Annotated in this window: 13 protein-coding genes; 5 read left to right on the top strand and 8 right to left on the bottom strand. The window is 66.8% G+C overall.

Annotated elements, in window-relative coordinates; translation table 11 throughout:
* The first annotated feature begins 45 nt into the window (after positions 1 to 45).
* Entirely contained in the window at positions 46 to 1,065 is a 1,020-nt protein-coding gene (locus OXG33_10770; protein MCY4114403.1) for a M14 family metallopeptidase, read from the top strand.
* Positions 1,066 to 1,099: 34 nt separating this feature from the next.
* Here OXG33_10770 and OXG33_10775 read toward each other — a convergent pair whose 3' ends face one another.
* The 3 genes from OXG33_10775 to OXG33_10785 form a co-directional block, all read right to left on the bottom strand.
* The gene (locus OXG33_10775; GenBank protein MCY4114404.1) at positions 1,100 to 1,975 is read right to left on the bottom strand and encodes an ATP-binding cassette domain-containing protein; all 876 of its coding nucleotides are present in this window, start codon (positions 1,973 to 1,975) and stop codon (positions 1,100 to 1,102) included.
* Between the two features lie 319 nt (positions 1,976 to 2,294).
* Entirely contained in the window at positions 2,295 to 3,098 is an 804-nt protein-coding gene (locus tag OXG33_10780) for an ABC-2 family transporter protein (GenBank protein ID MCY4114405.1), read from the bottom strand.
* 2 nt (positions 3,099 to 3,100) lie between these two features.
* A complete protein-coding gene (locus OXG33_10785) occupies positions 3,101 to 3,916 on the bottom strand; it encodes an ABC-2 family transporter protein (protein ID MCY4114406.1) in 816 nt (271 codons plus the stop codon).
* A gap of 230 nt (positions 3,917 to 4,146) precedes the next feature.
* Here OXG33_10785 and OXG33_10790 point away from each other — a divergent pair, with 230 nt between their 5' ends.
* Together OXG33_10790 and OXG33_10795 are read left to right on the top strand one after the other, a co-directional pair.
* Positions 4,147 to 4,683 (top strand): ferritin, encoded by a 537-nt coding sequence (locus OXG33_10790; protein ID MCY4114407.1) that lies wholly within the window; start codon positions 4,147 to 4,149, stop codon positions 4,681 to 4,683.
* A gap of 443 nt (positions 4,684 to 5,126) precedes the next feature.
* Positions 5,127 to 6,257: a phytanoyl-CoA dioxygenase family protein gene (locus tag OXG33_10795; GenBank protein MCY4114408.1), complete on the top strand. Its 1,131-nt coding sequence runs from the start codon at positions 5,127 to 5,129 to the stop codon at positions 6,255 to 6,257.
* A gap of 55 nt (positions 6,258 to 6,312) precedes the next feature.
* Here OXG33_10795 and OXG33_10800 read toward each other — a convergent pair whose 3' ends face one another.
* Positions 6,313 to 6,972 (bottom strand): NUDIX domain-containing protein, encoded by a 660-nt coding sequence (locus OXG33_10800; protein MCY4114409.1) that lies wholly within the window; start codon positions 6,970 to 6,972, stop codon positions 6,313 to 6,315.
* 271 nt (positions 6,973 to 7,243) lie between these two features.
* On the opposite strand from OXG33_10800, the gene OXG33_10805 reads away from it, so the two are divergent.
* Entirely contained in the window at positions 7,244 to 8,305 is a 1,062-nt protein-coding gene (locus OXG33_10805; GenBank protein ID MCY4114410.1) for a hypothetical protein, read from the top strand.
* A 60-nt stretch (positions 8,306 to 8,365) separates the two neighbouring features.
* Positions 8,366 to 8,785 (top strand): NUDIX hydrolase, encoded by a 420-nt coding sequence (locus OXG33_10810; GenBank protein ID MCY4114411.1) that lies wholly within the window; start codon positions 8,366 to 8,368, stop codon positions 8,783 to 8,785.
* On the opposite strand, the gene OXG33_10815 is transcribed toward OXG33_10810, so the two are convergent.
* The 4 genes from OXG33_10815 to OXG33_10830 all read right to left on the bottom strand — a co-directional run bounded on the left by OXG33_10815 (position 8,768) and on the right by OXG33_10830 (position 13,950).
* A complete protein-coding gene (locus OXG33_10815) occupies positions 8,768 to 9,664 on the bottom strand; it encodes a dihydrodipicolinate synthase family protein (GenBank protein ID MCY4114412.1) in 897 nt (298 codons plus the stop codon). The two genes, OXG33_10810 and OXG33_10815, sit on opposite strands and share 18 nt — an antisense overlap.
* 276 nt (positions 9,665 to 9,940) lie before the next feature.
* Positions 9,941 to 10,135, bottom strand: a complete 195-nt coding sequence (locus tag OXG33_10820; protein MCY4114413.1) for a hypothetical protein — start codon at positions 10,133 to 10,135, stop codon at positions 9,941 to 9,943.
* A complete protein-coding gene (locus tag OXG33_10825) occupies positions 10,122 to 11,921 on the bottom strand; it encodes a hydantoinase B/oxoprolinase family protein (GenBank protein ID MCY4114414.1) in 1,800 nt (599 codons plus the stop codon). The genes OXG33_10820 and OXG33_10825 overlap by 14 nt, the downstream gene beginning before the upstream one ends.
* A gap of 4 nt (positions 11,922 to 11,925) precedes the next feature.
* The gene (locus OXG33_10830) at positions 11,926 to 13,950 is read right to left on the bottom strand and encodes a hydantoinase/oxoprolinase family protein (protein ID MCY4114415.1); all 2,025 of its coding nucleotides are present in this window, start codon (positions 13,948 to 13,950) and stop codon (positions 11,926 to 11,928) included.
* Between the last annotated feature and the right edge of the window lie 24 nt (positions 13,951 to 13,974).

Genomic DNA, 13,974 nt, shown 5'->3' on the forward strand with positions numbered 1-13,974 from the left:
TGCCATCCATCGGCGTCCCGTGCCGACGGCGTTCGGACTCCCGACGTGAATGGCCCCAAGCGTCCGAGCTGGCGCGCCCTCCGGGCGATGGCGGTGATCCTGTGCACGGCGGGCCTGCTGGCGATCAGCGGGGCCTCCGCAAGCCTTGCCGCGCCCGGCGATCCTTCGCTGCTAGCCGAACGCCGGGCCGCGTCGGAGGTCACGCCGCCAGCCAAGAAGCCGCCGCCAGAGCCAACTGCTCCGGCCACCTCGTCCGATGAGGCGCACGAATCGGTCGGCAACTCCCGCGTGTTGACGCACTCGGTGGCGGGACGCCCTGTCCGAGTCGTGGAACTGGGCCGCGGACCGCGCTGGGTCGCCGTCATTGGCGGCATCCACCAGGGCAACGAGGCAAACACAACAGTCCTCGTCCACCTGCTGCTCGACCACTTTCAGGCCAATCCTGACCTGATCCACGACGGTATTAGCCTAGCGTTCATTCCCGATCTCAACCCCGACGGAGCCGTCGCGGGCACGCGCGAGAACGCGAACGGCGTCGATCTCAATCGCAACTGGGATGCGAACTGGCAGCGCGACAGCTATGGGCCGTCCGGGCTCGTTCCCGGAGGAGGAGGCACGGAGCCGTTCTCGGAGCCGGAGACTCGCGCCCTCGCGCGCTATCTGGTCGACCGGCCGTTCGTCGCGGCGATCTTCTATCACAGTCGGGGCGGCCTGGTGGTGGCCGGCCATGGCGACGACGGCAGCTCGGCTGAACTTGCACGAGTAATTGCCTTAGCCGCGCAATATCTCTATCTCACGGAATGGACGGCCTATCCCCTCAGCGGCCAGGCCGCCGACTACCTCGCGAATCAAGGCATTCCCGCCGTGGACGTGGAGTTGACCAACTACACCGACCCGGACTTTACACGCAATCTGCGAGGGCTGACCGCGGCCCTGGCGTGGGCGCAGGCGCTCGACGTTCCTGCAGGCGCCGAGCGGGATATCCCAGCGCAGATATCCAATCGCTGTGGGTGCAAGCTGGGCGTTGACTGCGCGGACTTGGGGCAGGCGCTGTGCTTGTGGTGACGAAGTCCTAGACGAGTTCCCGCACGAGGCCCGGCTAGTCCACGCCGTGCTGGTAGACGCTGAGGATCACGTCCTCGATCGGCGGATCGAGCACCGTAATGCTTCGCAGCCGCGCAGTCGCCATGATGAGGCTTACGGCGCTCACGATGTCTTCGGCGGCTCCGATCCCCGACACTCGCAGGCGCGTGCCTTCGACCACGATGGCGGCGCCCGGCCAGCGCTGCGCCAGCCTGGCGCGCGTCGCATCCGCCGAGCCGTCGGCCAGCTCGGCCTGAATCGAGCGCGTTGAGGCGTGTCGGTTCAGCAGGTGCTCCAGCGACCCGTCATAGATGAGCGCGCCCTCGTTGAGCACAAGTACCCGCTCGCAGAGCTCCTGGATGTCCGTGAGGTCGTGGGTGGTGAGGATGATGGCGGTTTGGTGCTCCTGGCTGATGGATCGGATGAACTCGCGGATTGCGTGCTTGCCCTCGATGTCGAGGCCAATCGTCGGCTCGTCCAGGTAGACGACGCGAGGACGGTGCAGAAACGCCGCCGCCAACTCGCAGCGCATGCGCTGGCCGAGACTCAGCGTCCGCACCGACTGGCGCATCAGCTCGTCGAGCCCCAGCAGATCGGACAGCTCCCGCAGCCGCGCCTCGTAGTCCGCCTGGCTCAAGCCGTAGACCTTGCGCAGCAGCGCATAGGCGTCGATGGGCGGCAGGTCCCACAGCAGGTGCGACCGCTGCCCGAAAAGCACGCCGATGTTGCGTGCGTTGTCGATGCGGCGCTTGAAGGGGTCGAGTCCCAGCACGCGGGCGTCGCCGGATGTGGGGTAGAGCACGCCGGCCAGGATCTTGACCGTGGTCGACTTACCCGCGCCGTTGGGTCCGAGCAAGCCGACGATCTCGCCCTCGGCCACATCGAATGACACGTCGTCGACGCCGCGAATCTCGCGATACTGCGGCGCGACGAACGATCGCAGCCACCCGAGGCGTCCGGCTCGACGCCGCTCGACGCGATAGGTCTTGGTCAGGCCATTGGCCTCGATTGCCGCGATGGGAACCTCGCTTCTGCTTGCGATGGTGGGATTCCGGGCTGCCGCTGCTGCGGCGCCCCAATATTCAGCCTACTCCCCACCCCGATGAGCGTGGGGGCTCCCCTGAAACTGGGCGCTCAACCGCGAACGCTGGAGTCTTGGCGCCCCGGCTGTCCTCCTGCGACGAGCGACGTCCGCTCCCGCCGAGGATCTTCTAGGAAGCTCCCCACATCTCCGGGGTGCCGACGGACTGATACTTGCGGAAGGCGAACCGGAGCATCACGAGACCTCCGACCATCATGGCTGCCGCCACCGGAAGCCCCAGAATGCCGGGCATCAGGTATTGGTCCGGCCGCAGAGCGAACGCGGCGGGATAGAAGACCGTGAACGCCAGCGGAATAGCCGTCAGTACGCCTCGGAGTGGCTGGTCCATGACGTCGATGGGGTACCGCGAGTGATCGGTGAAGGCGGCGATCCCGTGCGACAGCACGCGCGACCGCGTGAACCAGGCCGCCAGGCAGAAGAGCATCAGCCGCATGCCGATGAACACCAGCCCCGTGCTCAAGAGGGCGACTGCCAGCAGCCCCATCTGTCCCGCGCTTCCCAGAATCCCTGTGTTCGCCGCGGACACGATCGCAACGCTGAGCATCACGACGACCAAGCTGACATAGCGCGGTTGGGTCGCCACCGTATTGGCCCACAGCACGATCGGGGCCGGTCGGACTCGGACGTAGTCGAGATCACCTTCGTGGAAGTAGCGGTCAATAACCGTCGGAAAGACGAAGAGCAGGTTCCCGACGCTCTCGGCCAGCATGGCCGTGGCCCACATGAGCGTGATCTCCCACGGCCCCCACTGACCCAATTGCGGCGTGACCGCGAACAGCAAGCCGACGACCAGCAGCCGTATGACCCGGTATCCCAGATCGCCCAGGATCATCGAGAGGGCGTCCACGCGGTATTGCGCCAGCCGCTTGAGCGTCAGCCGCAGACCCTCGACATAGATCCAGGCCCAGCGCATCGTCAGCCTCCCTGGACCAGCACTCGGCGAACGAGCTGCATCCAGAGCAGGCGACCGCTCACGATCAGGCCAAGGCCCCAGGCTGCCTGAATGCCCAGGGCTGCCAGCGCGTCAAGGCCTTGCAGATGACCGATGTAGATCAGCGTCGGGGAGGACACCATCGCGTGAAACGGAAAGACGACCGCCGCCGTTGCCAGCCAGCCCGGCATCAGCGCCAGCGGGATGAAGCCGCCTCCCAGCACTTCCTGCAGCGCCACGCGCAGCAGGTTGACGCCTGGCGTCTGGGTAATCACCAACGTCAGGGCGGCTAGCACGTAGTGGAAGCCCGCCGCCACCAACCAGCCCAGCGCCACGCTCACGGCAAACAGCCCCGCCTGCACGCCGGAATGCGGATCGCCGACGATGCCGGTGAGGCGGAAGATCAGCCACGTCGGGACGGCCACCATCAGCGCATCCACCGCGAACACGCCCAGCCATTGCGAGTAGCGCAAGACCTGGTTGTCGATGGGACGCACCAGGTCCATGGCGATCTCGCCGGTGTGCACGTGGCGCAGGGCCTGGTAGAAGAACTGCCGATTCGCATGGCTCATCCGCGCCAGGCTCACGACCTGGGCGACGACGATGTAGGTGGCCAGCTCCGCCGCCGTGAACTCGGCTTGCGCCTCAACCGAATTCTGGCGGATTGCGGCCCACAAGCCGACCAGAATCCAGGTGGTGAGCAGGGTGATTGCCAGGCTCATGAAGAACCCGATGCGACGCGCCAGACTGACCTTGACGTAGGACCACCCGACGGCGATGGGGAGAGTCAGTGCTTGCATCGGCCGGGCTATTCCGCGCCGTACTGGCGGACGCTAAGGATCACGTCCTTGACCGTTGCGATGGAAACCTCCCTTGTTCGTGCGGTGCGCGACGGCCGGGCAGCCGTTCATGACCCGCGGAACGTCCAGCCTACTTCCCGCTGCGCCGCACGGTCGCCGCGCTCTCGCGGCGCGGCGACTCCCGTTGCCTAGAATTGTGTAGACCCGCGAGGACCTCAGGAGCCCCACACATGCCGATGAATGACGACTTGGCCGATGCGCTCAATGCCCAGATCACCCACGAATTCAACGCCTCCTACATCTACCTGGGGATAGCGGCCTACTTCGAGTCCCTGGACCTCGACGGCTTCGCCGGCTGGATGCGGGCGCAAAGCACTGAGGAATGGGACCACGGCATGCGCATCTTCAATCATCTGGCCGCCCGCGACGTCCCGATCACGTTGTCGGCGCTGCTCAAGCCCAAGACTGGCTATGAGAGCACCCAAGCGGCCGTCGCGGCCGCGCTCGCCTACGAGCAGGGCAACACCCGCGCGGTCAACGCGCTCTACGGCAGGTCAGTTGAATGCGGCGACTACCAGGCGAAGTCGCTGATGGACTGGTTCGTCAACGAGCAGATCGAGGAGGAGGACACCCTGCGCACGCTCCTCAGCCAGCTCAAGATCGCGGGCGGTGACGGCGCGGGCCTGCTCATCCTCGATCGCGAGCTCGGCGCGCGGCAAGGGGCGTCGCCGGAGGCCGGGGACATGGAGGGCGATTCAGCGCTATAGGCGGAGCTCCCCGGGGATCGATCTTCCCCCCACGGGAGACCTCAAGATTAGGCGTAGGGGCGGGTTTCAAACCCGCCCGGCCTGCGTGTGAACAGGTCCGGCGGCCGCTGAATCTCCGCCTCCGGAGACCTTGGCGTAACCCCTCCGTCATTCCGGCGAAGGCCGGAATCCAGTCCGGTCGCTCCTAGAAGCGCGCCGGAGGCTTGGCGTCGGGCGAGTCTCAGACCCGCCCCTACCGGACTCTGCAATGGTCTCCGGAGGCGGGAGTCCAGGCTCCATCCCGCGTCGGCCGAATCACCGTGTGTCGCGGCCGATCACTGGTGCCGCGCCTTCATGCCACCTGTGGAAAGCAAAACAAACGATTTCCCCCAACAGACACCGGTTCGTGCGCCATAATCCGGTATTGGCCCCGGTCGAATCGCGACTAAGGTAGGGATCACATGGTGACCATCACCCCGAGCGTGCCGCAGGTGGAGCCGCCCCCGGAACGGGAAATCACGGCCGCCCCGAGCGTGCCGCAGGTGCCGCCGCTGACCGAAGAACAGATCGCTCAGTTCAAGCGCGACGGCTTTCTCGTGCTGCCGGGGGCGCTCGATCCCGAGCTCTGCCGCCAAGCGCGGGACGACATGTGGGAGGCGATCGGGACCTACCTCCCACGCATGAAGCGCGACGACCCTTCCACGTGGACGCCGATCACCGACGAGGAACAGACCAACTTTCCGGTCGCCTATCACGGCGGGCAGCCCTATTTCGGCGGCGGCGGAACGCGGTACTACGTGCGCAACGGCACCAAGGAGTTCATGCTCGACCTCGGCCCGCGGGCGCTATGGACCGTGGCGGAGCAGCTCCTGGGCGAGGGCACCGTGGTGTGGCCGGCCGGGCGCGACGAGTCCGGGTCCACCAGTGGCCCCTGCCTGATGAGCGACGAGTCGATGGAGGTGCTGTACGGCCAGGACCTGGACTCCTGGCCCTCGCTGCCGACGTTCCAGACGCAAACCCTGCGGCTGCCGCAGCAGGGGCTCGAACTCCTCACCGGGCAGGGCACGCGCGGCCTCTATTGCACGCTGCCCAACAGCCCGGACCCGGGCCCCAACTGGCGCGGCGCGCATTCCGATGGCTCGTCATATGGCCGCTTCCGGCTCAACTTCGCGGCCTACATTGACGACCTGCCGCCCGCATCCGGCGGATTCACCGTGTGGCCGGGCAGCCATACGCGGATTTGGGAGCATCACTGGAAGACGTTTCACGCCGGTGAAACACACGTTGGACGGCGCCACCACTCGCGCAAGCTGGGTGGCCACGAGCGCCTGGCCGATCCCATCGTTGAGGCCGTGAAGGCCGACACCGAGGCGGTCGACACAAACGGCCCGACCGGCTCAGTGGTGCTGTGGCACCACAAGATCCTGCACGTTCCCGGCCAGAACACCTCCAACGACGTGATCCGCCAGGCCACGATCTATGGATTCATGAAGTCGCCCGAGGCCCTCTCCGACGAGATGGCGATGACCGACGCGGGCGGGGACATCTGGCGCGATTGGTCGGACGACGTGCGAGCAATCGAGGCGGCGAGCTAAACGAACAGGGTTTGACCGAGTCCAACGACTCGGCGTCTCAGCCGTGGGTGGCCGGCTAGGTCAGGTCGCCGAGCCGCGCCAGAATCGCGGCGACATGCGGGTGGCTCGCCACACGATCATTCGGATGCAGCCACCGGAAGTCGCTGATATCGGGACCAAGCTGCACCTCGCCGTCCGCTTCGACGAGGAAGACGTGGTGCCTGTTTCTCGAGCTGTCCCACGTGAACCGAAACTCGGCTCGCGTCGCCGTCAAGCCAGTCTCCTCACGCAGCTCCCGAATCGCTGCCGCTTGTGGCTGCTCGCCTGGCTCGATGCCGCCGCCAGGCAGCGAAAAGATCCCGGTCTCGTCGGTGACCGCGAGCAGTCGTCCGTCTCGAATCACGACCACGGTCGCCCGTTGGCGGAGTCCATCAGTCGAGGGTTCCGGATGCAGGCACTCCCACTCCCAACGCCAGCGCCGCAGGTGCCGCCCGGCATCGAGATCGTCATCACCCCAGACACGGTAGAAAAGGTCGCGGACGTCATCGGGCTCCCCATGGAGCGTTCGCCCGTCCCAAGTCACGATGCGGGAATCGTCGGGCTCCCACGCCGGGGTGCACGCATCGAGCACCGCTGAATAGTCGAGAATCGTGCCGTCCTGGTCGGCAGATGCCACCGAAAGGGAAACAGCCGTGCCGACCAGTGTGGCCACGACGATGAGTGCAAAGCGTCTCACGTGTGCCACAGCGTCACGTCGCCAGTTTGCTCGGAAGTATGACCAGCGCGACTTGATGGCTCCTTGTACTAAGCAATCGCGCCGCCGCCTCAATCCAGCCCCAAGTCGCTCCCAAGGATTCTAGGAAACCTCTGATTTAGTCCCTTCCCTCTGGAAGGGGGAAGTTTAGGAAGGGGGTCAGCGGCTGGCGCTCCAGACGGGGCCGTTTGGCCACGCAGTTTAGGGCACACTGCTACGGTGGCCGAATCTGGGCGAACCCCAAGGACGCCGCATGACCTCGGACTTGCAGCGGTGCGTCGCCGAATACGAGCGCCAGGCGGCGGCCGACGCGGCGTCGGCCGAGCACTCGCTGCTGGCGGACGGATTGGCCGCGTTCGAGCGCCTGCCGCCGGACCAGCGCCTTGCATCCGAAAACGTCCGAGCTGCGGTCAGGCTTTTCAGCCGTCTGCGCAAGCGAGCCGAAACCGTCGACCTGCTCACCGAGTATCTGGCGCAGGACTCGGAAACCGACGACGAGGAGTGGGCGCGCTGGGAGCGCACCGACAACCTGGCGCTGATGCGCCGCTTCGAGGAGACGGTGCAAGCGCAACGCGACGACTACGCCTGGGCCAAGGAGCGACTCGAACCGCATCGCTGGCTCCGGGTCATGTACGACGGCACGCAGGCCCTGGCCTGGTGGGGCAGCGGGAAGCTCGCTGAGTGGCTGGCCATCGTGCATGAGTTGCGCGCCGCCGTTCCTGTCAACGAACGCACGCGCGAGTCGTGGTTTCACCTTAATCGAACTGAAGCGGTGGTACTCGAACGTGACGAACGGATCGACGACGCGCTCGCGGCTGCCGACCGGGTCGTCGCACTGGCCGATCGCTTTCCCAAGTGGGATTTGGCCGAAATGGTTCGCGTGGAAGGGGATCTGACACGTATGTCCGTGCTCACGCGGGCTGGTCGCGGCGAGGAGTTCGATGCCGCGGCCGACCGGGTGATCGCGCAATTGGCTGAGTTTCCGGCCACCCGCACGGTTGCTCCCGATGGCCCGAATCAATACGTGGTCCTCTGTCACAACGCCGCCGCAAGACTCTATTCCGCCAAGCGATACAAGCGCGCGGCACGGCTATTCCGCGAGGCTGCTCGGGGTAAAGCGCCCTATCTCACCTACATCTTTCTGGCCGCGTGCGTGTGGGCGGGCGCCAAGGATCGCCACGAAACGATGGACTGCCTGCGCGAGGCGGCCAAGCGAGATCCCTCGGGATCAGTCTGGCAGCGCGCCCAAAAGCTACCCGAGCTCGCCGACCTCGCGGGCGACGAGGAAGTCAAGGCCGCGGCGGAGGGTGGCTAAACGCTACGGCTCTCGGACCGCGCGAGGCTTCCGGACGCGGATGAGGGGTACCGTGGTCGGATGACTCGTCCACTCCGCCCGCGGGCCACAGCGGTTGTGGTCCGCGACGGCCGGGTGCTGCTGGTCAGCCTGGTCGGCGACCCGGCCGGAATCTTCATGCTGCCGGGCGGCGGCGTCGAGCCCGGCGAGCGGCCCGAGGCGGCCGCCGTCAGGGAATTGCACGAGGAGACGGGCCTCGCCGCAACCCGAACGGAATTCATGTTCTCGTGGGACAGCGGCACCAACCGGCACATGATTTTCCTCGTCGAGGCGGACGGCGACGTCGAGATCGGCGCCGAGGTCATCGACTTCCGCTGGTGGGATGGGCGGGAGTGCCTGCCGACCTACCCGCACGTTGGCGTGGTGCTCGAGCGCCTGGGCTTGCGGTCCGTCTGCCAGCGACAGGAGCCAGGCGGTGGGCGGTCAGGCGCCCCGCAATAGCTGCTCGATCAGAAAGTCCGCGTAGGCCAGGGAGTCGGCGTCTATGGTGACGGTGGGGTTGCGCAGGGTGGCGTGCTGGAGCAGGCCGCGGGCGACCAGCAGGCGCTTTTCGAGGGCGTTGAAGAATTCCATGTCGGAGAGGCCGAAGGCCAGCCACGGCACGAGCGGCTCAAACGCCGCCAGCGCCTCCGCCGCCTGGCCGGCAACCGCCAGCCGCCACGCGCGCGCCAGCTGGTCGGTGAGTGCTAGGCCCGGCATGATCCCGACGATCCCGGTCGGCACCAGCTCCAGCATGTAGAGCCCGCCCCAGCCCTCGAACACCTCCACGCGGCCGCCGGTGGCCGCGATGATGGCGCGCACCTTGGGGCCCATGCGCGGCTCTTCCAGCTTGATGTAGCGGAAGTTGGGGCAGGCGTCGGCCAGCTCGGCGCAGAACTCGGCGCCGACGGAGCTGCCGCTGGGGTTCCAGTCCTGGATCAGCACGGGCGTGCCGACCGCGTCGCAGACGGCGCGCGCGTAGTTGAACTGGTCGCCGTCGGTCAGCGGAAACTGGCGCGGCAGCGCGAAGGAGATGACCTCGGCTCCGATGTCGGCGTTTTGGCGGGCGAGTTGGGCCGCGCCCTGGGCCGAGCCGTGATTGCACTGCGCCATCACCGGCAGGCGTCCGCCGGCCTGGTCCACGGCCACCTCGACGACTTCGAGCCGCTCCGGTTCCGTGAGCTTGTAGAACTCGCTGCCGTAGGCCGGCAGACAGATCGCGGCGGCCTCGGCCTCAACCGCGAAATCGACCAGGCCGCGCAGGGCGGCCGCGTCAACCTCTTCGGACCCTGGGACGAACGGTGTCGGGACGATTGGGACGACGCCCGAGATTGAAGTCATGGTTTCCCCCTCACCCCAACCCTCTCCCACGGTGAGGAGAGGGGATTTCCAGACGTCGTAGTCGCTCGCCCACAGTCCGTGTAGGGGCAGCCCTTGTGGCTGCCCAGGTCACCGGCGGAGCGGGCGCCCACAAGGGGCGCCCCTACAGGAAACGACTCGGTGTAGGGGCAGCCCTTGTGGCTGCCCGGGTTGTCGGCGGAGCGGGCGCCCACGAGGGACGCCCCTACAGCGAAAGGGCGTCCAATGTCCACTGAGCCGCGGACCATGTCCTGCGTGCTAACGGTCCCCGCCGCCCTGGGCGGCTGATTTCTGCCCGTAGCGCGGATACCAGTAGGTCCGGTAGATGCGGAAGCACTTGTCGCTGCAGACGATGACGGGCTTGCCCTTGTGCTCTTTCACCATCTCCTGCACCGGAATCAAGATGCCGCAGCTCTGGCAGCGCGGCATTTCGTCGACTTCACGTTGCGGCATGCGCCATCTCCTCTCGCTTCGCCTGGGTGGCGTCCTGGTCGATCACGCCCGCGTCGTCCAGCACCACGCCGTAGGTCTGCTCGGCTGCGTGCGCGTCGATCAGCTCGTCGGCCACGTCTTGGCGCACCAGCTCGGGCTGCCGCTCATGGGGAGCGCCGTAGCCGCCGCCACCGGGCGTGCAGAGCATGATCAGGTCGCCTTCTTCGAGCTCGACGTTTGAGAACTTGCCCGCCGAAATTCGGTCATAGAGGTCCTTGGCCGAGAGCCATTCGTCGGCGCCCGCAGGCTTGAACAACAGCGCCGCGTTGCCCGCCGGCTCGCCGCCTTTGAGGCCCCAGGGCTGGAACCAGGTGCGGTTCACGTGGGCGCTGATGGTGATCGGCGCCAGGCAGCGCCAGATGCGCCGGACGCCAAAGCCGCCGCGGTGGGCGCCCGGCCCGGTGCTTTCGGGGATGACGCTGTACTCCTCGATGCGCACCGGATAGCGGACCTCGATCACCTCGCAGGGCGAGTTCAGGCAGTTGCCGTTCTTCGTCACCATCGCGTCGTTGCCATCGGCGTCGATACGTCCGCCGCAGCCCATGCCCTCGATGTGCAGCAGGACGAACGGCTCGCCGGTATCGGTGTTGGTGCCGTAGATGCCGAGCAAGCCGCTGGTGCCGCCGTCGCAGGCCTGGCTGCGGTCGCTCATCTGCGAGAAGGCGGCGAACAGCACGTCCATGGTGTTGGGGTAGGTGTCGGAGTTGCCGCCCACGCACGACCCGGGATAGTTGACGTTCACCACCGTGCCCGGCGGCGCCACGATGGCGATCGGCCGGTAGGCGCCGTGGTTCCACGGGATGTCGTCGGGAATCATGTGGAAGATCGTGGCGTAGGTCGCGGAAGCGGTCGTGCCGAACGACTGGTTGATCGCGCCGGCGGACTGGGGATCGGACCCGGTGTAGTCCACCACGATCTCGTCCCCGCGCACGTTGACCTCCGCCGCGAACCGATAGGACGTGTCCGGCAGCACGCCGTCGTCCTCGATCAATCCCTCCGCCGCATAGGCGCCGTCGGGCATGCGCGCGATCGCCTGCCGCATCATGACTTCGGACACGTTCTTGATCTGCTCCGACAACAGATTGAAACGGTCGATGCCCAGGCGGTCGATCAACTCGACGATGCGGCGCTCTGCCAGGTAGGTCGAGCCCACCATCGCCATCAGGTCGCCGCGCGAGACCTTGGGCGTGCGCACGTTGGACGTGATGATCGCGAAGATGTCCTCCACCGGCTCGTCGTTCTTGTAGATCTTGATCGGGGGCAGCCGCAGACCTTCTTGGAAGATGTTGCGGGTGTCGCCGAACGCCGCCGGCACCATGCCGCCGATATCCGTCATGTGCGCGATGTTCGCGGCGTACGCCACGACCTCGTCCTTGTAGAAGCAGGGCTTCAGCGTCATGAATTCCGGCATGTGGCAGCCGCCACGGTAGGGATCGTTGTGGAGGATCACGTCGCCCGGGTGCATGTTGTCCGGGCCGACTTCCTTGATGGCCCACTCGACGGTATGCACGATGGCGCCGATGTGGGCCGGGCAAAAGTCGCCCTGGGCGATCATTTGGCCGGCGGCGTCGAATACCACGCAGGAGAAGTCGCGCGCCTCGTTGAACATCGTCGAGTAGGAGGTGCGCAGCATGGCCGCGCCCATCTCCTCGCAGGTGCCGATCAGGTAGTTGCGCGTGACCTCGAGCTGGACCGGATCGTCGATGTTCAGGTCGGCGACGCTGCGCTTGGCGGATGTGTCCTGCACCATCTCACTCCACCTCCAGAATCACGCTGCCCTGCGGCTCGACCCGCGCCCACCAGTCGGGCGGAACGATTGCCGTGGCGTCGTCTTCCACGATCATCGCCGGGCCCTTGAACGTGTTGCCGGCGCGCAGGTCGTCGCGGTGATAGAACGGCGTGGACAGCAGCCCGTCGGCCTCGGTGAAGTAGACCTCGCCCACCTTGACCGGCGCCGGCATGGGGCCGGGTGGTACGTCGGGTAGGAGGACCTCCCGCCGCCGGGCGATGGCCGTCAGGCGCATGTTGACGATTTCGAACGCCGACTCCGGGAAGCTCCAGCCGAACTGCCGATCATGCTCGGCGTCAAAGGCCGCGCGCGCGGTCGCGATGTCCTCGGCGGTGATGGCGCCGCCGGCGACCGGGACCTCGAGCTCCCAGTTCTGGCCGTAGTAGCGCAGGTCCAGGCTGCGCTGCATGGCCGGCGCATCGCCAAATCCCTCGCGCGCGAAGTCGTCGCGCGCCCGCTGCTCCAGATCGTCGAAGTCCCTCTGTACGGTCTCGACGTCGATGTTGTCGGAGTAGGTGATGCGCGTCTGCATGTAGTCGAACCTGGTGTCGGCCATCAGCGCGCCCAGGGCGCTGAACGCGCCGGGGAACGGCGGCACGATGACACGCTGCATTCCCAAGTGGTCCGCCAGGTAGGCGCCGTGCAGCGGGCCCGCGCCGCCGAAGGCGACGAGGGCGAACTCGCGCGGGTCGATGCCCTGGTCGATGGTGAGCAGGCGCATCGTCTCGGCCATGTTGCTATTCATGATTTCGAGGATGCCCGCCGCGGCGCGCTCCGCCGAGAATCCCAGCTGCGCGCCGATCCGCTCAATCGCCGTCCGGGCGGCCTCGGGCACCAGCTGCACGTCGCCGCCGAGCTTGAACGCGGGATCGAGCCGGCCCAGCACCACGTTGGCGTCGGTTGAGGTCGGCTCCGTGCCGCCGCGGCCATAGCTCGCCGGGCCGGGATCGGCGCCGGCGCTCTGCGGGCCGACCTTGAGCAGCCCGGCCGCGTCCAGCCAGGCGATGCTGCCGCCGCCGGCCCCGATGGAACGGATGTCGAGCATGGGCGTGGCGATGGGTATGCCGAACTCAAGCTCGGTGGTCGTGGTTTGCGCGGCCCGCCCGCCGGCCACCAGGCAGGCGTCGAAGCTGGTGCCTCCGATGTCGGCGGTCATCAGCGGATCGAGCCCCAGGTCTTGCCCCAGTTGCAGGCTGCCGATCACGCCGCCGGCCGGGCCGCTCTGAATCATGGTGACGGGCTCGGCCTTGGCGGTTGCCGTCGCCATGACGCCCCCGTTGCTGCGCATGATCAGCAGTCCGCGCGCGCCGCGGCGATCCAGCTCGTCTTCGAGCGACGTGAGGTATTCGTCGATGCGCGGCTTCAGGTAGGCGTCGATCACCGTCGTGCTCGTACGCTCGAACTCACGCCACTGGGGAAACACGTCCGAGCTAATCGAAACGTAGGCCTCGGGGTAGAGCTCCTGCACGATTTCCCGCGTGCGGCGCTCGTGCTCGGGGTTGAGGAACGAGAACAGATAGCTGACGGCGATGGCCTTGACTTCCTCGGCGCGCAAGCGCTCTACCGCGGCCACCACGTCTTCTTCCTCCAGCGCCTGCACGACCTCGCCGTGCGCGCCGATCCGCTCCCGCACCTCGAGGCTGAGCGCGCGGTCCACCAGGTGCCGCGGCTTGCGCCAATGCAGGTCGAACGATTCCGGGCGCACGATGCGCTGGATGCGCAGCACATCCCGGAAGCCCTGGGTCGTGATGAGACCGATTCGCGGCCCGCGGCGCTCGATGAGCATGTTGGTGCCGACGGTGGTGCCGTGTACGAAATAATCGATGGCGGCTGGGTCGATTTCGGCTTTCGCCAGCGCGTCGAAGATGCCCTGTGAGGGCGAGGCGGGCGTCGTGAGCGACTTTGCGACTTGCAATCCGGTGTCGCCATCGGTGGCGATCAAGTCCGTGAAGGTGCCGCCCATATCGACCGCGACGTTATGTGCCACTCCTGTGCTCCAATTCACATTCAG

This window comes from Chloroflexota bacterium (genome assembly GCA_026708035.1).
Classification (GTDB): domain Bacteria; phylum Chloroflexota; class UBA11872; order UBA11872; family UBA11872; genus JAJECS01.

Coding starts and splice junctions, on each gene's coding strand:
- OXG33_10820 (MCY4114413.1), bottom strand. CDS start 10,135: ATGCCGCAACGTGAAGTCGACGAAATGCCGCGCTGCCAGAGCTGCGGC.
- OXG33_10785 (MCY4114406.1), bottom strand. CDS start 3,916: ATGCAAGCACTGACTCTCCCCATCGCCGTCGGGTGGTCCTACGTCAAG.
- OXG33_10780 (MCY4114405.1), bottom strand. CDS start 3,098: ATGCGCTGGGCCTGGATCTATGTCGAGGGTCTGCGGCTGACGCTCAAG.
- OXG33_10805 (MCY4114410.1), top strand. CDS start 7,244: ATGACCTCGGACTTGCAGCGGTGCGTCGCCGAATACGAGCGCCAGGCG.
- OXG33_10810 (MCY4114411.1), top strand. CDS start 8,366: ATGACTCGTCCACTCCGCCCGCGGGCCACAGCGGTTGTGGTCCGCGAC.
- OXG33_10790 (MCY4114407.1), top strand. CDS start 4,147: ATGCCGATGAATGACGACTTGGCCGATGCGCTCAATGCCCAGATCACC.
- OXG33_10815 (MCY4114412.1), bottom strand. CDS start 9,664: ATGACTTCAATCTCGGGCGTCGTCCCAATCGTCCCGACACCGTTCGTC.